At 56.6% G+C, this 18,350-nt stretch carries 15 protein-coding genes; 4 read left to right on the forward strand and 11 right to left on the reverse strand.

Annotation, left to right across the window (positions count from 1 at the left end; genetic code table 11):
* Nucleotides 1-2: 2 nt before the first annotated feature.
* The 7 genes from pdhA to PY793_RS02925 all read right to left on the reverse strand — a co-directional run bounded on the left by pdhA (nt 3) and on the right by PY793_RS02925 (nt 7,723).
* Nucleotides 3-1,013 carry a pyruvate dehydrogenase (acetyl-transferring) E1 component subunit alpha gene (gene pdhA, locus PY793_RS02895; RefSeq protein WP_275176593.1) on the reverse strand — a complete coding sequence of 337 codons (1,011 nt, stop codon included), beginning with the start codon at nt 1,011-1,013 and terminating at the stop codon, nt 3-5.
* 129 nt (nt 1,014-1,142) lie between these two features.
* Nucleotides 1,143-1,619, reverse strand: a complete 477-nt coding sequence (gene moaC, locus PY793_RS02900) for a cyclic pyranopterin monophosphate synthase MoaC (protein ID WP_275176594.1) — start codon at nt 1,617-1,619, stop codon at nt 1,143-1,145.
* A gap of 2 nt (nt 1,620-1,621) precedes the next feature.
* Complete coding sequence (gene trpC, locus PY793_RS02905; RefSeq protein ID WP_275176595.1) at nt 1,622-2,488, reverse strand: indole-3-glycerol phosphate synthase TrpC; 867 nt, start codon at nt 2,486-2,488, stop codon at nt 1,622-1,624.
* A complete protein-coding gene (gene trpD / locus PY793_RS02910; protein ID WP_275176596.1) occupies nt 2,485-3,615 on the reverse strand; it encodes an anthranilate phosphoribosyltransferase in 1,131 nt (376 codons plus the stop codon). The genes trpC and trpD overlap by 4 nt, the downstream gene beginning before the upstream one ends.
* Complete coding sequence (locus tag PY793_RS02915) at nt 3,608-4,204, reverse strand: anthranilate synthase component II (protein ID WP_275176597.1); 597 nt, start codon at nt 4,202-4,204, stop codon at nt 3,608-3,610. The genes trpD and PY793_RS02915 overlap by 8 nt, the downstream gene beginning before the upstream one ends.
* A gap of 58 nt (nt 4,205-4,262) precedes the next feature.
* Nucleotides 4,263-5,798 carry an anthranilate synthase component I gene (gene trpE / locus PY793_RS02920; protein ID WP_275176598.1) on the reverse strand — a complete coding sequence of 512 codons (1,536 nt, stop codon included), beginning with the start codon at nt 5,796-5,798 and terminating at the stop codon, nt 4,263-4,265.
* A gap of 8 nt (nt 5,799-5,806) precedes the next feature.
* On the reverse strand, nt 5,807-7,723 hold the full coding sequence (locus PY793_RS02925; RefSeq protein ID WP_275176599.1) for a peptidylprolyl isomerase: 1,917 nt from the start codon (nt 7,721-7,723) through the stop codon (nt 5,807-5,809).
* 232 nt (nt 7,724-7,955) lie between these two features.
* On the opposite strand from PY793_RS02925, the gene tpiA reads away from it, so the two are divergent.
* The 4 genes from tpiA (at nt 7,956) to kdsA (ending at nt 11,679) form a co-directional block, all read left to right on the forward strand.
* Nucleotides 7,956-8,696 (forward strand): triose-phosphate isomerase, encoded by a 741-nt coding sequence (gene tpiA / locus PY793_RS02930; protein WP_275176600.1) that lies wholly within the window; start codon nt 7,956-7,958, stop codon nt 8,694-8,696.
* Between the two features lie 27 nt (nt 8,697-8,723).
* Entirely contained in the window at nt 8,724-9,068 is a 345-nt protein-coding gene (secG, locus tag PY793_RS02935) for a preprotein translocase subunit SecG (RefSeq protein ID WP_275176601.1), read from the forward strand.
* Nucleotides 9,069-9,211: 143 nt separating this feature from the next.
* Complete coding sequence (locus PY793_RS02940) at nt 9,212-10,846, forward strand: CTP synthase (protein ID WP_275176602.1); 1,635 nt, start codon at nt 9,212-9,214, stop codon at nt 10,844-10,846.
* Nucleotides 10,843-11,679, forward strand: a complete 837-nt coding sequence (gene kdsA / locus PY793_RS02945; protein ID WP_275176603.1) for a 3-deoxy-8-phosphooctulonate synthase — start codon at nt 10,843-10,845, stop codon at nt 11,677-11,679. Before PY793_RS02940 ends, kdsA begins: the two co-directional genes overlap by 4 nt.
* A 79-nt stretch (nt 11,680-11,758) precedes the next feature.
* On the opposite strand, the gene gyrB is transcribed toward kdsA, so the two are convergent.
* The 4 genes from gyrB to dnaA form a co-directional block, all read right to left on the reverse strand.
* Complete coding sequence (gene gyrB, locus PY793_RS02950; RefSeq protein WP_275176604.1) at nt 11,759-14,197, reverse strand: DNA topoisomerase (ATP-hydrolyzing) subunit B; 2,439 nt, start codon at nt 14,195-14,197, stop codon at nt 11,759-11,761.
* A 93-nt stretch (nt 14,198-14,290) separates the two neighbouring features.
* Nucleotides 14,291-15,424, reverse strand: a complete 1,134-nt coding sequence (gene recF / locus PY793_RS02955; protein WP_275176694.1) for a DNA replication/repair protein RecF — start codon at nt 15,422-15,424, stop codon at nt 14,291-14,293.
* A gap of 50 nt (nt 15,425-15,474) precedes the next feature.
* Nucleotides 15,475-16,599 carry a DNA polymerase III subunit beta gene (gene dnaN / locus PY793_RS02960; RefSeq protein WP_275176605.1) on the reverse strand — a complete coding sequence of 375 codons (1,125 nt, stop codon included), beginning with the start codon at nt 16,597-16,599 and terminating at the stop codon, nt 15,475-15,477.
* Nucleotides 16,600-16,716: 117 nt separating this feature from the next.
* Entirely contained in the window at nt 16,717-18,153 is a 1,437-nt protein-coding gene (gene dnaA, locus PY793_RS02965; protein ID WP_275176695.1) for a chromosomal replication initiator protein DnaA, read from the reverse strand.
* Nucleotides 18,154-18,350: the final 197 nt, after the last annotated feature.

The raw sequence follows: 18,350 nt of genomic DNA on the forward strand, positions 1-18,350 counted from the left end.
GCTCAGGCCTCCAGCACAACGTCCGTATAAAGTTCAGAAGGATCAGGTTCCGGGCTGGTCTGCGCGAATTCGGCTGAGTCGTTCACGACGGCTTTAATTTCGGCTTCCATGGCTTTGAGCGTGGCGTCCTCAACCCCGGCGTCCAGAAGGATATGTTTGACGTGTTCAATCGGGTCGCGCGTTTTGCGCACCTGATCGACTTCCTCGCGCGTGCGGTACTTGGCCGGGTCGGACATGGAGTGACCGCGGTACCGGTAGGTCATCATCTCCAGAATGTAAGGGCCTTTGCCTGCGCGGCAGTGTGCCACGGCCTGAGCCGCAGCAGCATGCACGGCCGCAACATCCATACCGTCCACCTGCAGGCCGGGAATGCCCCATGGCTCGCCATTTTTATACAGATTGTGAGAGGCCGAGGCCCGTTCGATTGCGGTGCCCATGCCGTATTTGTTGTTCTCGATGATAAAAATACAGGGCAGTTTGTGCAGGGCCGCCAGATTGAAGCTTTCGTAAACCTGCCCCTGTCCGGCAGCGCCATCTCCAAAATAGGCAACAGACACTTCATCCGTGCCACGATATTTGTTGGCAAAGGCCAGACCGATGCCAAGTGCTACCTGCGCACCCACGATACCATGTCCGCCATAAAAATTCTTCTCGCGGGAGAACATGTGCATGGAACCGCCTTTGCCATGCGAGTAGCCTGTAGCGCGGCCTGTCAGTTCAGCCATAACGCCCCGCGGGCTCATGCCTGCAACAAGCATCTGCCCATGGTCGCGGTAGGAGGTGATGAGCTTGTCCCCATCCTTCAGGCACATCTGTATGCCGACCACAACCGCTTCCTGCCCGATGTAAAGGTGGCAGAACCCCCCGATCAGTCCCATGCCGTAAAGCTGCCCGGCTTTTTCTTCAAATCGGCGGATCAGCAGCATGTCATGATAAGCTGTTAGAAACTGTTCCCGGGTCAGTGATGGGCCATTGCCACCGACTGCGCCGATCTGCTCAGATGTTGTTTCCATGTATGGACCCTCTACGATACATAGGTAAATGCGTCTCAAACGTAATGTTTTGGCGGCCAGGGGCTGGGCGGTTCGAGCATTTTATCGTGTTTTTTGCATAAAAAATGCTGTCTGATCAGGGCACCTTGGTTATTTGGCGTTATATTCTCCTGACCTGCCACCGCTTTTATGCCGTAGTCGGATATTGTCGATGCGCATGCCACGGTCAACGGCTTTGCACATGTCATAGAGTGTGAGAGCCGCGACAGATACCGCAGTCAACGCCTCCATTTCCACTCCGGTTGCGTCTTTTGTTGTAACAGAAGCGGTGATCTCGATTTTGTCATCTGTGGCGACAAGATCAAGCGTGACAGATGTCAGGCGCAGCGGGTGGCACAGGGGAATGATATCAGCCGTTTTTTTTGCCGCCATAATTCCCGCAATCCGGGCCGTCGCCAGCACATCCCCCTTGGGCATGGAACCCGAGACAATCAGATCCAGCGTGTGGCGCTGCATATGCACCTCTGCAGCGGCAATGGCCTTGCGGAATGTCTCGTTCTTGTCGGATACGTCCACCATCCGGGCATGTCCGGATGAATCCAGATGGGTCAGAGGCTGTTCGCGCACGGTTACTTCTGTCCGAGCAATACGCGTACGGCAGCTCCGGGATCAGGCTGACGGAGCAGGGTCTCCCCCACCAGAAAGCCCGTAACACCAATGGCGGCAAGCTGCGCGATTTCCTCGTGTGTTTTAATCCCGCTTTCGGAGATGATAATCCGGTCAGGTGGCACCAGCGGAGCAAGCAGGCTGGTGGTGTTGATGTCTGTCGTCAGGGTTTTGAGGTTACGGTTGTTAATGCCGATCAAAAACGTGTCCAGCGCCAGAGCCCGGTTCAGTTCGTCCTCATCATGCACTTCCACCAGAACGTCCATGTCCAGACCTTTGGCGTGATCAACCAGTTCCAGCGCCATTTCGTCTGTCAGAATGGACATGATCAGTAAAATGCAGTCAGCACCGATCATCCGGCTTTCGTAAACCTGCCATGGGTCGAGAATGAAGTCCTTGCGCAGGACGGGGAGCGCGCAGGCGGCCCGGGCGGTTGCCAGGTCCTCGTTTGCACCGTGGAAGCATGAGCTTTCCGTTAGTACAGAAATACAGGCCGCTCCAGCCTGCTCGTAAGCAAGGGCGATCCGCGCAGGGTCATATTCTTCCTGCAAGATACCGGCAGAGGGAGATGCCTTTTTGATCTCGGCAATCAGACCCACGGCGCGGTCGGCGGCTTTTTCCTTGAGCGCGCGACCGAAGCCCCGTGGCGCTTCTTTGGTTTCCTGCGCTTTGGCTACAACTTCCTTCAGGGGCTGTAGTGTGGAGCGATGTTCCACTTCCAGCCGTGTCCGCGCACAGATGCGGGCTAGAACATCTGGCAGTTCATCTACTTTGCAGTCTGGTGTGACGGCAGCGGAAGCTACAGTGGACGTGGAGGATGTATCGTTCATGATTGTCCTGTCATGTCTCCGGCGTGTGCATCCGAACGTGATGCACGCAAACCATTAAGCACTGCAAGGGCAGTGCCGTTGTCGAGTGAGTGTGCGGCGGTCGCCACACTGTTCCTGAGGCGGGCCGGGTCAATCCGGCCATTATGCAAGACAGTCTGTTGACCAGCAACATGCAGCGCAAATGCTGCATTCAACAGAACAGTATCACGGTATGCCCCATGTGCGCCACGCAGGAGTGCTTCCAGCGCCTGCGCATTATGCTGGGCGTCGCCCCCTTTAATGGCGGATACCGGGGCATAGGGCAGACCTGCCATGTCAGGCTCGATCAGGTGAGACTGGATCTGACCGTTTTCGAGCGCTACCGCCTGCGTAGGGCCTGCCAGAGTTATTTCGTCTATGCCGCCCTGCCCGTCATGGGGTTGGCCACAGACCGTCCACACGCATTCCGACCCCAGACGGGCAAGCACTTCCGTAACGGGGCGGAGCCACTGGGTGGAAAAAACTCCCATAAGCTGGCGCCTGACACCGGCAGGATTAACCATGGGGCCAACCAGATTGAACAACGTGGGCAGGGCCAGCACTTTTCTGGCTCCCGCCGCATGGCGCATGGCGGGGTGATGATGCGGCGCAGCCATAAACACCACATGGTGGCGCGCAAGCTGTTCGGCAAGCACCTCTGCGCTGGAAGATAATGGTACGCACAGGGCCGCCAGCACGTCTGAGGCTCCGGTAAGGGAGGAAATGGCTCTGTTCCCATGCTTGGCCACTGGCACCCCAAGGGCTGCCAGCACGAAGGCTACAGCGGTGGAAACATTCAGCGTACCGTAATTGTCTCCCCCCGTGCCGCAGACATCAATCGTATTGAGGGGGGCGTTGGGAACAGGGTACATCCGCTGCCGCAGAGCGGTTACGGCGCCAAGCAGTTCATCCTGCGTTTCCCCGCGTACGCGCAATGCCATTAAAAAGGCGGCAATCCGTTCGGGTGGAACATTGCCATCCATGATGCTGCCAAACGCGGCTTCCGCCTGTGCGGCGCTCAGACTTTTGCTGAGTGCAAGAGTATGCAGAACCCCGGAAAAAAAAGCAGGGTCGTCTGTACTGCCAGTCGTAGCGGCGTGCTCAGGCATGGAGCCGGTCCGTAGTCCATGCCCGCGCGTGGGTCAGAAAATTGCGGAGCAGATCATGCCCATATTCCGATGCAATGCTCTCGGGATGGAACTGCACGCCCGAGATGGGGTGCCGCTTGTGCCGCACTCCCATGATCACGCCATCGGCGGTCCATGCCGTAACGTCCAGATCATCGGGGATGCTGGAAGGCTCAAGGGTCAGGCTATGGTAACGGGTAGCATTGAACGGGCTGGGAAGCCCCTCAAAAACATCGCTCCCATTGTGGAAAACGGGGCTGATCTTGCCATGCATGGGGGTTGGAGAGCGCACTACCTGTGCGCCAAACACCTGCCCGATGGACTGGTGGCCAAGACAGACGCCCAAAACGGGCACCTTGCCTGCTGCTGCGGCGATCAGGTCGCAGCAGATGCCGGCCTCGTTCGGAGAGCAGGGGCCAGGGGACAGGACAATGGCGTCCGGGGCAAGGGCCATAGCCTCTGCCACGCTGAGCGTATCGTTCCGGCGGACATCGCACTCCTCGCCCAGTTCGCCCAGATAGTGAACCAGATTAAAGGTAAAGCTGTCATAATTGTCGATCAGTAGGATCATGGCGGAATGATGACCTTTTCGTGCGCACGGGTCAAATGACGTGTCGGAAAGGCACGGCTTACCCGCGACCTGTCCGGGCCATTATCAAGGCTTCCTCCGCTGCGCGGAACACGGCGCGGGCTTTATGCTGGGTTTCCTCATATTCTGATTCCGGCACACTGTCTGCCACCACGCCACAGCCTGCCTGCACATGCATGGCACCGTCTTTGACAACAGCCATGCGCAGGCCAATGCAGGTGTCCATATCTCCTCCCGCACCAAAATAGCCTATGCAGCCTGCATAGGTGGCGCGGCGGGTGCGTTCGACCTCATCAATAATCTCCATGGCGCGGATTTTGGGAGCGCCGGTCAGAGTCCCGGCGGGAAAAGCCGCGACCAAGGCATCCAGCGCTTCCAGATCAGGCTTGAGTATGCCCTCCACATTGGAGGAAATATGCATGACATGACTGAACCGCTCAATGACGAACCGTTCTGTAACTTTCACGGAACCGGGAGAGCAAACGCGCCCGACATCATTCCGGCCCAGATCAATCAGCATCAGGTGCTCGGCGATTTCCTTCTGGTCGGCCAGAAGGTCCTGCTCCAGTGCCAGGTCCTCCGCTACGGTTTTCCCACGTGGGCGTGTTCCCGCCAGAGGCCGGACGGTCATTTTGCCATCCCTGAGCCGTACAAGAATTTCGGGGGATGACCCGACCAGAGAAAAGGCACCAAAATCCAGATGAAACAGAAAAGGAGCTGGATTGATACGCCTGAGCGCACGGTAGAGAGAGAGGGAGGGGAGTGCAAAAGCAGTTGAAAAACGTTGGCTTGGCACAACCTGAAACGCATCTCCCGCAGTAATGTAGTCCTGAATACGGGTGATGGCGGCGTAGAAATCCTGACGTGTGAACGTGGAAGTGGGTTCGGCAAAGGCCGGGACATCTGCGGGAATGTTTGCCGGAGGGAGTGCCCCGCTCAGGCAGTCCCTGGCGCGCTGGAGCAACGCTTGCGCACGATCCCATGCTTCTGGCGCCGTGTCCGCAGCGTTGGGCCGGACTGGGGTCGCCAGAATAAGCTCGTCCGTGACCGTATCAAAAACAGCAAAAAGACCCGGACGCATCAGAATGGATTCTGGCAGATTCAGGTCGTCTGGTGGCGCATCAGGCAGGTGTTCCATCTGGCGCACCATGTCGTACCCCAGATACCCGAACAGGCCACCAATCATGGGGGGAAGCTCGGGTGGAAGGTCCATGCGGGCAGCATGGATCAGGGCGCGCAGGCTGGCCAGTGGCGCGGTATCTTCATCTGGTACGGCTTTTGTGGGCTGGCCGTTGTGACATGTGCTGGTGCTGACCCTGCCGTTATGACAGGTCCATACCAGATCGGGCCGGAGGGCGATAACGGAGTAACGGCCGCGGGTAGTGCCACCCTCCACGCTTTCCAGCAGCAAGGTATATTGCCCTGTGCCGCCTTCCAGATGTGCTAGCCGCAGATAGGCGGAAACCGGGGTTAGTAGATCTGCAGGTTCTACAGAGTAAATAATGGAGCCCCTGCCCTCTTCCCATGCAGCAATACAGTCCTGTTTGCTGGGAGAGGCTGCAGTATGTGCCTTCATGCCCGGATTCACTGGACTGGTCCTCCAAACCCGGCAGCAGATAAGGCTGCCTGAATGGCGGCGTTGTTAATGTGCGGGGGAAGTCGCTTGTTAAGGTCCTGTACGTAGCTGGCCGCCAGATCATCACCGTATGCCTGGGTCATATTGTTTTTCAGTTTTTGCAGGACATCGGTCGAAGCCGGAGGATTGGGCACAAAAACTCTGGTTACCACGGCGACAAAAAAAGTATCCTCATTTTCGGCCATAATCGCCTGCCCTGCCTTCATGCGGGGGATGTAGCTGGCAATTTCGTGCGGCAGGGCCTTGTCGGGGCTTGCCAAGGAAAATGGAATGTCACGGGTAATTTGAATTCCGGAGGTGCTCTGGCCTACAATGCTTCCTTTCTGACGGGCAGTCAGAAACAGGGATGTCGCCTGCTGGTCTGCCGTGTGATGGCGGGTCTCTGCCTGCCATGCGGCCAGCACGTCAGCCTTGGCCTGCTCAAATGAGCGGGGGGTGGCGGGCACTACGGAATCAACCTCAACCGCAAACCAGCTATTGTCCGGCCCTTCGATCAGATTGGGGGGAGCGCCGACTTTCTGGGCGAATATCTGGTGCACAATGGCATCGCGCAATTTGCCGGAGGCTGGAATCGGGGCCGGTTGTTTTTCAGCCGTATTGCCCTGTGCATCCAGCGAGCCGGAAATGGCGGCAGCGCCAATTGTGTCCGGAATGGCGTCCAGTCCTTTGCCCGCAATGGCGTCCTGTAACTGCCGACGGCGTTCGGTCACAACGGAAGGGGCGGCAGCAGCCCTGTATTGTTGCAAAATTTCCGGTCGGGCAGCGGCAAGGGGGGTATTATGTGCGGGCAGGATTTTGCTCACCCGGAAAACAGACCAGCCCATTTCGGTTTTGACCGGCCCCATAATCTGCCCCTGTGGAGCTTGAAACAGAGCCTGCCTGAGCACGTCAGAAGGAATGGTGGCGGGGCGAGCGCCAGGCATTTCCACCGATGCCGCACCTTTGACAGCACTCTGCCCGGCCTGCCAGTTGCCTTTGAGCTTCCATGCATCAGCAATTTTCTGGGCGTCAGCTTCGGATGTGGCGGTTATGAGCTGAATATCACGGGTTTCAGGCACATTGTAATGGCTGCTCATCGCATCATATGCGCGCTTGATCTGCGTGTCGTCCATTGTAATCGTATCCGCCACGGTTTGGGGGGACAGGACCACAATGCGTGCATGCCGTAGTTCCGGGGTGCCGAACAGCCACAGATGGTTCGTATAATAACGCTGCAATGTTGCATTATCTGGCGCGGGTGGAACTGGGCGCGCGGCAACGGGAATACTGATGAGGTCCACCATACGTGTGATCGCGCCGTAATTGACCAAGGTGCTGAGCAGGGTGTTGGAAACGCTGCTCCCCTGAGCTATCGGTTGCAGCAGGGTACGTACGGTCAGATCATCGCGGATTATGTCCAGCACCTGCTGTTCGCTGAGTCCCTGCGCACTCAGGCGCTGGTTGAACACGGCACGGTCGAACTGGCCTGTAGGCCCTTTGAAGTAAGGAAGGGCAAACACTTCCTCCCTCACGGCGGAATCCGGTACAATGATTTTAAGCTGGCGAGCGGCTTCAAGCAGTTCGGCCTGAGCAATCAGGCGCTGCAAAATCTGGCGTGCAATCTGCTTCTGCATGATGGGAGATAGGGCAGAAGGATCCTTGACCCCCATCTGCTGGGTAATTGCTGGCATTTCAGAGCGCAGGGCCATGGCCAGATCGCGCGTGGGTATGCGGTGCTGGCCAACCCGGGCCACCACATCGGTTTCTTCGCTCATGAAGCCAATAACGTCGCCAATACCCCAGCCGACAAAGGCCAGAAAAATAACAATGGCAATAACGCGGCCCAGCCACGATTCAACAAGTACTCGGCGCAGGTAGGAAATCATGACCCTATGGATCCACAGCTCATCATAAATGGTTTATGCTGATTGCAGCACATCTTGGGGCGGCACCATAAGCGGAGGTGTGCCGCTTGACCAGACATAACCGTTGTGGGGCAGCAATAAGGTATTGTCCCTCTCTTGCGTCTGGGGGGGCGTGTATGGTTTAGCCTGTTGGCAACAGTGCCATGGCAGACGCACATGCAGCGCGTGGCAGCACAGGAACTGGAGGATGGGTATGAGCAGGCAGATTATTGTCGGCAACTGGAAAATGAATGGTACGCGCCAGGACGCGCAGGCGCTGGTGCGGGAACTGGTGAGCGGCATGCCCACCACTGCGCCGGATGTGGTTGTCTGCCCTCCTTTTACGCAACTGGCCCTTGTGCAGCCAGCGCTGGATGCCTCTCCTATCGGCCTTGGCGCGCAGGATTGCCATAAGGATGCCGCCGGGGCGCATACAGGCGACATTTCCCCCACCATGCTGGCCGATCTTGGCGTGAGCTACGTGATTCTTGGTCACTCAGAGCGGCGGCAGGAACACGGTGAGCTTGATGAAACCGTGCGTGAAAAAGCTGTCGCCGCCACCAAGGCAGGTCTGACCCCGATTGTCTGCATTGGCGAGACGGAAGACCAGCGCGAAAGCAGTGAGTACGAAGATGTGCTTGGCTGGCAGATCAAGGGCTCGCTTCCTGATGGTTTTGGCGGTATTGTGGCGTACGAACCCATATGGGCCATAGGAACGGGGCTTGCCGCGACCACCGACCAGATAGCGCAGACCATGTCTTTCCTGCGCGCGGAATTGGTCCGGCAGTTTGGTGAGGCTGGAAAAACTATCAAAATCCTGTATGGAGGGTCCGTAAACGCTGGGAATGCTGTTTCCGTTCTTTCCATTCCCGAGGTTGCGGGCGCACTGGTTGGTGGCGCGAGCCTTAAGGCGGATGTATTTCTTTCTATTGTCAACGCAGCATCCGCTGCCTGACATTGCTGCTTTGATCTGGAACCCGACATGACGACAGCCCTGCTGATCCTGCATTTCTGTGTCACTATTGCTCTGATTGGCGTTGTGCTGATTCAGCGTAGCGAAGGTGGCGGCCTTGGTATTGGTAACAGTCAGGGTATGGGCGCCTTTATGTCCGGCCGCGGGACAGCCAACCTGCTGACCCGCACAACCGCCGTTCTGGCAGGGCTGTTCATGCTGCTCTCCCTCCTGCTTGCCATGCTCTACAAAGGTGGCGTAACCGGTGCCGGACACGACATTCTGGCCCAGCCTCCGGCTGAAACCGCTCCCGTGGCAACCACGGCTCCGTCTGCTGTCCAGACTCAGGCTCCTCCCACGGCGACCAAGCCCTGAAAAATGCTGACATCCTTCTCTGATATCCGGTTGGTTTGCAGAGAAGGCCATGAATTTCTGTCCCCCGCATGCAGCAGTGCATGCGGCGGATTGTGTTTGTTTATTCTTCTCCACCCGCTCCAGTCCGTGTAGGAATTCTGCTCATGACACGCTTTGTCTTTATTACTGGTGGTGTGGTGTCCTCTCTTGGCAAGGGCATTGCTTCAGCCGCTCTCGCAGCGCTTTTGCAGGCGCGTGGCTACAAGGTCCGCCTGCGCAAGCTGGACCCCTACCTGAACGTGGACCCCGGCACCATGAGCCCTTACCAGCATGGTGAGGTGTTTGTAACCGATGACGGAGCGGAAACGGACCTGGATCTCGGGCACTATGAGCGTTTTACAGGCGTTAACGCTACTAAGGAGGATAATGCGACAACAGGGCGCATTTACTCCGACGTAATCGTGCGTGAGCGGCGGGGGGATTATCTGGGGGCCACCGTGCAGGTTATCCCCCATATTACAGATGCCATTAAGGACGTGGTGGTTGCCAATACGGATGATCTGGACTTTGTTCTGGTCGAAATCGGTGGAACCGTAGGGGATATTGAAAGCCTGCCATTCCTTGAGGCCATTCGCCAGTTGCGTAATGATCTGGGCATGGACCAGACCATGGTGGTCCATCTGACGCTACTGCCGTGGATTCCTTCAGCCGGGGAGCTTAAAACAAAGCCGACCCAGCATTCGGTTAAGGAATTGCAGAATGTAGGTCTTCAGCCACAAATTCTGCTCTGTCGCTGTGACCGTCCGATCCCCCCGACTGAACGACGCAAGATTGCAAATTTCTGTAACGTTCGCCCCGAAGCAGTTATTGCTGCGCGGGACGTGGATACGATTTACGCCTGCCCCCTCTCCTACCATGCGGAAGGGATGGATACGGAAGTTCTGCGTTACTTTGGTCTGCCATATGCTGAAGAACCCGATCTTTCCAACTGGCAGAATATTGTGGACGCCCTTCGTCACCCTGCGGGGGAAGTGCGCGTGGCGGTGGTGGGGAAATACACGGCCCTGCTCGATAGCTACAAATCCCTGAACGAAGCCCTGCTGCATGGGGGGATTGCCCACCGTGTTAAAGTGACACTCGACTGGATTGATTCTGAGCAGTTTGAAAAAAATCCGGCCACGCTGGAAGAAAAACTGAATGGTGCAGATGCCATTCTGGTGCCCGGTGGTTTTGGTGAGCGTGGTTCTCAGGGTAAGATTGAAGCCATTCGCTATGCGCGTGAAAAAGGTATTCCGTTCCTAGGCATCTGCTTTGGCATGCAGATGGCAGTTATTGAATGTGCCCGCAACCTTGCCGGTTTGAACGATGCCTCCTCCACTGAATTCGGTAGAACAGAAGAGCCGCTGGTCGGCCTGATGACCGAGTGGGCACGTGGAAATGAGCGTTTGCGCCGCAGCGAAGGTGGAGAGCTGGGAGGCACCATGCGGCTGGGGGCCTACCCTGCTACTCTGGTGTCCGGCTCCCGTGTTGCGGAAGCTTACGGAACCACCACCATTCGCGAACGCCATCGCCACCGCTATGAGGTGAATATTCATTACAAGGATCAGCTTGAAAAAGCGGGTCTCCGTTTTTCTGGCCTGTCACCAGACGGTATTCTACCAGAAGTGGTTGAATATACCGATCATCCCTGGTTTGTTGCCGTGCAGTATCATCCCGAACTTAAATCACGCCCTTTTGCGCCACATCCCCTGTTTGCCGGGTTTGTCGGGGCTGCTGCAGCCAAGGCAAAACAGGCATGATCCCGGCCATTGGCGCGCCTGTTGAAATTGGTGGGCTGAGTCTTGGGAATAATTTGCCTTTTGTGCTGATCGCAGGGCCATGCCAGATTGAATCAGCGGTTCACGCCATGGAAACAGCCGCTGCCCTTAAAGAGATATGTCAGGCTGCTGGCGTAGGACTGATTTATAAAAGTTCTTTTGACAAGGCCAACCGTACCAGCCTTTCCAGTACGCGCGGGGTTGGGCTGAAGGATGGGCTGGCTATTCTGGCCGATATTCGCCAGACGTACGCTCTGCCGGTTCTGACTGATGTGCATACGGTAGAGCAATGCGCTCCGGTAGCAGAAGCGGTGGATGTGCTGCAAATCCCTGCTTTTCTGTGCCGCCAGACTGATCTGCTTCTGGCCGCAGGCAAAACAGGTGCGGCAGTCAATGTAAAAAAAGGGCAGTTTCTTGCCCCATGGGACATGCAGCATGTTGCCGCCAAGGTTGCCTCAACCGGTAATCAGCGTGTGCTGCTATGCGAGCGCGGGACCAGCTTTGGCTATAATACACTGGTGAATGACATGAGAGGTCTGCCTGTTATGGCCCAAACCGGTTTTCCTGTGGTGTTTGATGCAACGCACTCCGTGCAGCAGCCAGGGGGAATGGGAAGTTCAAGTGGTGGGCAGCGTGAGTTTGCGCCCATTCTCTCCCGCGCAGCATTGGCCATAGGTGTTGCTGCACTGTTCATAGAAACACATGAAGATCCGGACAAAGCGCCAAGTGATGGGCCAAATATGTTGCCTATCAGCCAGTTGCCCGCCTTGCTTGAACAGTTCCGGTCTATAGATAGCCTGATCAAGGGGCTGTGACGGGCTCAGGGATGACGCATAAAAAAAGACGCCATGGCATGTAATCCATGGCGTCTTTTTTTTAAGAAAACGAGATTCCTTACACGTCCAGATTGGCAACCTTAAGAGCATTGCCCACAATAAAGTCACGCCGTGGTTCAACCACATCGCCCATCAGGGTTGTAAACACATCTCCAGCTTCTTCCACATCCCCAACACGTACCTGCAAAAGGGTGCGCATGGCGGGGTCCAGAGTGGTTTCCCAAAGCTGTGCATCGTTCATTTCGCCAAGACCTTTAAAGCGGTTAATGGCAAGGCCGCGGCGACCCTGTGCAAGCAGGCGCGTAAACAGATCAGATGGCCCGTTCAGGCGGTGTTCCGTGGCTTCAAACTTCAGCACAACGCCTGTTGAAAAATCTTTCTGCAACCGTGCCAGTTGGGATGTCAGCCAGCGTGCATCTGCCCCAGCCAGAGTGGCGGGGTCTATGCGGTAAACTTCGCCAACGCCGCGTACATTCCTCGCAAGTTCCACGCCATCCACGCTGGCGACGGCTTTCCAGCCCCGCTCGGTGGAGGGAGACGCCGCATCCAGCCGCTGCTGGAGCACGGGCATGCGCTGCTGTAGCTGCTCAAGGTCAGTGCTGAGTGCACCAGCAAGAGCAACCTGTTCGACAATCCATGCAGGAATGCGCGTGGAAATGCGAGAGATAGCCTGACAGGCCTGCCGGATAAACGGCAGATCGGCCTCCAGGTCCGTATTGCTGACCGTGCGACCATCAGCATAGACAAAGCTTGCATTGCTGAGCGCTTTATCCAGCAGATATTGCTCCAGTGCTGCGTCATCCTTCAGATAGGTTTCCTCATTCCCGCGTTTGGCCCGGTATAGAGGGGGCTGGGCAATGTAGAGGTAACCGCGCTCGATCAGTTCAGGCATCTGGCGGAAGAAGAAGGTCAGCAGCAGTGTACGGATGTGGGAGCCATCCACGTCAGCATCGGTCATGATGACAATGCGGTGGTAGCGGAGTTTTTCTATGGAAAAACCACCTTGATCCACTTCTCCACGGCCAATGCCCGTGCCCAGAGCGGTAATCAGTGTTCCAATTTCAGCCGAGCCAAGCATGCGGTCAAAGCGGGCGCGCTCGACGTTCAGGATTTTACCTTTGAGTGGCAGAATCGCCTGGAATCGCCTGTCTCTGCCCTGTTTTGCAGTGCCTCCTGCGGAATCCCCTTCCACAATAAACAGTTCAGCTTTGGCAGGATCACGCGCCTGACAGTCTGCCAGTTTACCCGGAAGGGATGAAACGTCCAGAATGCCTTTGCGCCGCGTCAGTTCGCGTGCCTTGCGCGCGGCCTCACGTGCAGATGCCGCATCGAGCACTTTGGAAACGACAATTTTGGCTTCCTTGGGGTGAGTTTCAAACCAGTGGGCAATAATGTCAGCCGCAGCCGCGTGGACCACAGGCTGCACTTCGGAGGAAACAAGCTTGTCTTTTGTCTGGGACGAAAATTTTGGGTCCGGCACTTTAACCGACAGAACGGCGGTCAGGCCTTCACGCATATCTTCGCCCTGAAGAGACTGCGCATCTTTTTTGGCAATGCTTTCGGCGTATTTGCCAACAACGCGGGTCAGGGCCTGACGGAAGCCTGCCAGATGCGCCCCACCATCCCTTTGCGGAATATTGTTGGTGAAGCAGAGCATGGTTTCGTGGAAACTATCATTCCAGCTCAGGGCAAATTCAACCTTGATCCCGTTGTCCGGGTTTTCCAGACTACCGGTAACAGGCGGAGTGATCAGGGATGTGCGTGAACGGTCAAGCCAGTTTACAAAGGCTTCCAGCCCGCCTTCATAGTAGAATTTTTCTTCCCGTATGGGTGTAACACGGGCGTCCCGCAGGACGATCTCCAGGCCGGAGTTCAAAAAAGCCAGTTCACGGAGCCTGCGTTCGAGAATGGTAAAATCGAACTCGATCCTGGGGAAAGTCTGCAAGCTGGGCTTGAAGGTGACCTGCGTGCCGGTTGCCTCAGCCGATGGGCCAACAACTTCAAGCGGGGCATCCCGCTCGCCATCATGGAAGCGGATGCAATGTTCATGCCCATTGCGCCAGATGCGTACTTCCATCCATTCTGAAAGTGCGTTCACAACAGCAGCACCCACGCCATGCAGCCCGCCAGAAACCTTGTAGGAATTCTGGTTGAACTTGCCGCCCGCATGCAGGCGGGTCAACACCACTTCGGCTGCGCTTATGCCTTCCTCGTGGTGCATGTCAGTTGGGATGCCGCGCCCGTTATCCCGGACAGTCACGCTGCCGTCTGCGTTCAGGGTGAGAACACAGCGCGATGCAAATCCGGCTTGCGCCTCGTCCACCGCGTTATCAATGATCTCGAATGCCATGTGATGCAGGCCAGAACCGTCATCAGTATCACCGATGTACATTCCGGGCCGTTTGCGGACAGCATCAAGCCCCTTCAGCACAGAGATAGACGCGGCATCATACTCTTCGTTACCAGCAGATGGCGTAGGCTGAGAGAGGTCTGTCATAAGAATGCTGCACTCCGCAAAAAAAGGATGGAAGCCATTGTGGTCTTATACTCCGCCCACGGCATTGCGACCAGCGCCCGAAGGCTCCTTTTGTCAGCAGATCGACAAAAAAGCACCCTGCCTGAGTGTTGCAAACTCAGCATGTCCCTGCAATGGCGTAAACGGCGCACGATCCGTGCCGGTTATGAGCACAGTACTTTGAAAATTTTGCAGAATTTTTTGTAAGGATAACCGGCGTTGTTCGTCCAGATGGACCAAAGGTTCATCAAGCAGCAATAGCGGGGCAGCCCCCCTGTGGTCCCTGACCAGACGGGTATGAGCCAGAATAAGCCCGATGAGCAGAGATTTCTGCTGACCGGTGCTGGCCAGCGCTGCAGGGAGCTGTTTTTTAAGATCGGTAAGCGCGAAGTCGCTTTTGTGCACACCAAGGCTGGAGCGCCCTTTTTCGCGGTCCAGTCTGCGCGAAGTGGCCAGTTGTTCCCTAAGCCAGTCTTCCACATGCAAGGCTGGATGCTTTTCAAGTCTGTCCGCTATTGTGCAGAGCAGCTTGATCTGCACTGCGGGAAACGCATCCATATCCTGCTGGGCATAGAGGTTGATCTGACGCACGGTTTCGTTCCGTGCAGCTGTGACCGATACTCCATGCCGCGCCATTGCGGCCTCCAGCCCGGACAACCAGACGGGTTCATTGGCGCGGGTTTGCAACAGGCGGTTTCGCTGGCTCATGGCACGATCATACGCCGCCAGTTCGCGCGCATGGTGGGGATAAGCGGCCATGACAAGCCGATCCAGAAAGCGCCGTCGCCCGGATGCGCTTTCGCTGAACAGACGGTCCATCTGCGGAGTGAGCCACACGGCAGCCAGAGGGTTTTCCCATGCATTCTGGTTGCGAAGAGGTTTACCATTGAGCAGAAAGATGCGGCGTGGAGCATCGGTTCCGGGCTGAAGCCCCGTACCAAGTTCCATGGGATCGCCATCAACCAGAATTTGGGAGGAAATACCCCAATGGGCGCTTCCATTCCGGCCAAGCAGGCCCAGAGATGCACCGCGCAGGCCGCGGCCGGGTGCCAGGAGTGAGGCCGCTTCAAGCAGGTTGGTTTTCCCGCTGCCGTTCTCCCCTGTCAGTACAACAATGGGAGCCTGAGGCCGAAGGCTGAACTGGTCGTAGTTACGAAAGCGGCAGAGGGTCAATCTGGCCAGTTGCAACCGTGCGGAGGTCTGCCCCACCTTGCCGGTAAACAAGGTGGGTGCTGTGTGCTGGTGCGGTATGGCGCTTGTCACACGCGCATCGGCATCAGAACATACAAAGCAGACGGGCTATCCACATCCCGAACAATGGTGGGGGATGCGCTATCGGCAAAGCAGAACTCTACTTCTTTTTCCACCTGATCGGTAATATCGTTCAGGTAACGGGCCTGAAAACCGATTTCCAGTGCTTCCGCGTCATAGGAAATCCGGTTATCGTCCAGCTCTTCCTTGGCTGTTCCCTGCTCTGCGCTGCTGGCGGAGAGGGTAAGCAGGCCGGGTTCCAGCATCAGTTTGACCGGGCGGGAGCGTTCCTGGCTAATGGCGGCCACACGCGCTACCGCATCGGAAAAGTCTTTTTTACCTACCCGTAGAATACGCGTATTATTGCGTGGGATAACACGTTCATATTCGGGGAAAGTGCCGTCTATTAGCTTGGAGGTCAGGGTGATCGGCCCAACCGTGAACTGAATTCTGGTTTCAGAAAGGGCAACAGCAATGTCTTCTGGCGCTTCATCAATCAGCTTGCGCAGTTCTGCAACAGTTTTACGCGGAATGATCACACCGGGCATACCTGCGGCACCTGCGGGCATTTCAGCCTCCACCCGCGCCAGACGGTGGCCATCCGTGGCAACGGCACGGAGCAGAGGCTTGCCGTCAATGTCTGCGGCATGCAGGTAAATGCCGTTCAGGTAATAGCGTGTTTCTTCCGTGGAAATGGCAAAGCGGGTGCGGTCGATCAGCGAACGCAGGACTGCATCATTCAACTGGAACCTGTGCGGGAAGTCCCCTGCCCCCATGGACGGAAAGTCGTCAACGCTCAGGACATTCAGGTGGGTGGCGTAGCGGCCTGCACGCAGATGCAGCTGGCCGTCACTGTCTGTCTGGTCAAGCTCAACTTCAACGCCATCGGGGAGCTTGCGCACGATTTCGTAAAGCACGGATGCGGGAGCTGTAGTGGCCCCTTCCCGCGTGATGGTGGCTGGTACGGTCTCAACCACCTCGATTTCCATGTCGGTAGCTTTCAGACACAACTGCCCGTTTGTGGCCTGCATGAGCACGTTGGCGAGAATGGGAATGGTATTCCGTTTTTCCGCCACGCTCTGGATATGAGCCAACGCTCTAAGGAGCGTTGCGCGCTCTGCCGAAAACTTCATGTATCCCTCTTTCCTGCACAGCAAGTTCTGCACTCCTGAGCGGAGATGGAACCCGTCTTATCCATTCTAAAACTAACAGGCCGTGTTTATCCGTCAATCTTTTTGAAGCCGCTGGTTCTAGCTTTCCAGCATGCGGCGCATCAGTTCCACATCTTCCGCAAAAGCTGCGTCACGCTCCATCAGTTCCGTTACGCGATTAACCGCATGCATGACAGTGGTGTGGTCACGATTACCAAATTTGCGGCCGATTTCGGGCAGTGAGCGGCTGGTCAGCTGTTTGGCCAGATACATGGCGACCTGCCGCGGGCGCGCCACGTTACGCGCACGGCGGGCGGAGGACATATCCGTCAGGCGAATGTTCCAGTGTTCAGCTACTTTTTTCTGGATTTCCTCAATGGTCACGCGCCGGTCGTGGGCTTTGAGAATATCGTGCAGCACATCTTGTGTGGCTTCGAGAGTGACCGGACGACCAAACAGGTTGGCATGGGCGATCAGTCGGTTCAGTGCGCCTTCAAGTTCGCGCACGTTGGATGTAATTTTGTGTGCAAGAAACTCCAGCACCTTTGCCGGAACCACTACGCCAGACGCGGCTGCCTTGGCTTCCAGAATGGAAATGCGCAGTTCAAATGTTGTGGCGTGAATGTCTGCCACCATGCCACAGCCCAGACGGGTGCGAAGCCTGTCTTCCAGCCCCGACAGGTCCGAGGGGGACTTGTCGGCCGAAACCACAATCTGCCGCCCCGCGTCAACCAGTGCATTAAAGGTATGGAAGAATTCTTCCTGCGTATTGTCCTTGCCGATCAGGAACTGGAGATCGTCGATCATCAGCACATCCACGGAACGAAGCTGCTCCTTGAACTCGATCGTGGACTGGGAGCGGATGGCCGCAATAAAGCGGTACATAAACTTTTCGGCGGACATGTACGCCACCGAGACATTGCCACTTTTAACCAGCTCCGCACCAATGGCATGCATGAGGTGCGTTTTGCCCAAACCAACGCCACCGTACAGAAACAGCGGGTTAAAACCGACGCTGGAGGGTTTTTCCGCCACCCTGCGCGCACAGGCATAGGCAAATTCGTTGGGTTTGCCCACGATGAACGTGCCAAACGTAAACCGGCTGTCCAGTGCGGTCACAAGGTCACTACGTACTTCGGCAACAGGACGACCTGCCGGGCTGCTCTCTTCCGCGGGAAGGGGCGCACTGACCGGTGATGGCGCAACTTCAGCGACGGGTAGGGGCGCAGGGTCACCAGCACGCGCGACCTGCAGTTCAACCCGCCGAAGGGAGGGAATTTCGTTATGCCAGAGTTCGTTCAGCCGGTCACCGTACTGGCTGCGGACCCAGTCGCGCAAAAAGCGGGTAGGCAGCAGAAGCGTAATCTCATCGCCATCAATCGGTCCAAGGGCAATCTGGGTTAGCCAGGTGCGGTATTCGACCTCCCCGACTTCTCCTTTCAGGCGGCCACAGATACGCACCCACGATTCCGCAAGCCCTTTATTGTCTTCCAGTCGGGAAAAGGCGCTTTCGTCATCGTCCACTCCGATTGTCATTTTTGCTCCCGAGCGGTCATTAAAGGCGCATGTGCTGCGCGAAAAATTCAGCGGCATCTGTGCCCTGGCCCAGACTACCGGTGTTCGTTTATTCTGATGCGGATATCTTGTCTCAGCGGGACCGTGGATACTCTTTTTGGTCTGGCTTGCTCAAGGGTATTCTAGCCAAGATAAAGCAGTGTCGTGCCCACGGGCAA

Source organism: Acetobacter fabarum, assembly GCF_029069195.1.
Lineage (GTDB): Bacteria > Pseudomonadota > Alphaproteobacteria > Acetobacterales > Acetobacteraceae > Acetobacter > Acetobacter fabarum_A.

Coding starts and splice junctions, on each gene's coding strand:
- pdhA (WP_275176593.1), bottom strand. CDS start 1,013: ATGGAAACAACATCTGAGCAGATCGGCGCAGTCGGTGGCAATGGCCCA.
- trpC (WP_275176595.1), bottom strand. CDS start 2,488: ATGAACGATACATCCTCCACGTCCACTGTAGCTTCCGCTGCCGTCACA.
- trpD (WP_275176596.1), bottom strand. CDS start 3,615: ATGCCTGAGCACGCCGCTACGACTGGCAGTACAGACGACCCTGCTTTT.
- PY793_RS02915 (WP_275176597.1), bottom strand. CDS start 4,204: ATGATCCTACTGATCGACAATTATGACAGCTTTACCTTTAATCTGGTT.
- trpE (WP_275176598.1), bottom strand. CDS start 5,798: ATGAAGGCACATACTGCAGCCTCTCCCAGCAAACAGGACTGTATTGCT.
- PY793_RS02925 (WP_275176599.1), bottom strand. CDS start 7,723: ATGATTTCCTACCTGCGCCGAGTACTTGTTGAATCGTGGCTGGGCCGC.
- tpiA (WP_275176600.1), top strand. CDS start 7,956: ATGAGCAGGCAGATTATTGTCGGCAACTGGAAAATGAATGGTACGCGC.
- secG (WP_275176601.1), top strand. CDS start 8,724: ATGACGACAGCCCTGCTGATCCTGCATTTCTGTGTCACTATTGCTCTG.
- PY793_RS02940 (WP_275176602.1), top strand. CDS start 9,212: ATGACACGCTTTGTCTTTATTACTGGTGGTGTGGTGTCCTCTCTTGGC.
- kdsA (WP_275176603.1), top strand. CDS start 10,843: ATGATCCCGGCCATTGGCGCGCCTGTTGAAATTGGTGGGCTGAGTCTT.
- gyrB (WP_275176604.1), bottom strand. CDS start 14,197: ATGACAGACCTCTCTCAGCCTACGCCATCTGCTGGTAACGAAGAGTAT.
- dnaN (WP_275176605.1), bottom strand. CDS start 16,599: ATGAAGTTTTCGGCAGAGCGCGCAACGCTCCTTAGAGCGTTGGCTCAT.
- dnaA (WP_275176695.1), bottom strand. CDS start 18,153: ATGACAATCGGAGTGGACGATGACGAAAGCGCCTTTTCCCGACTGGAA.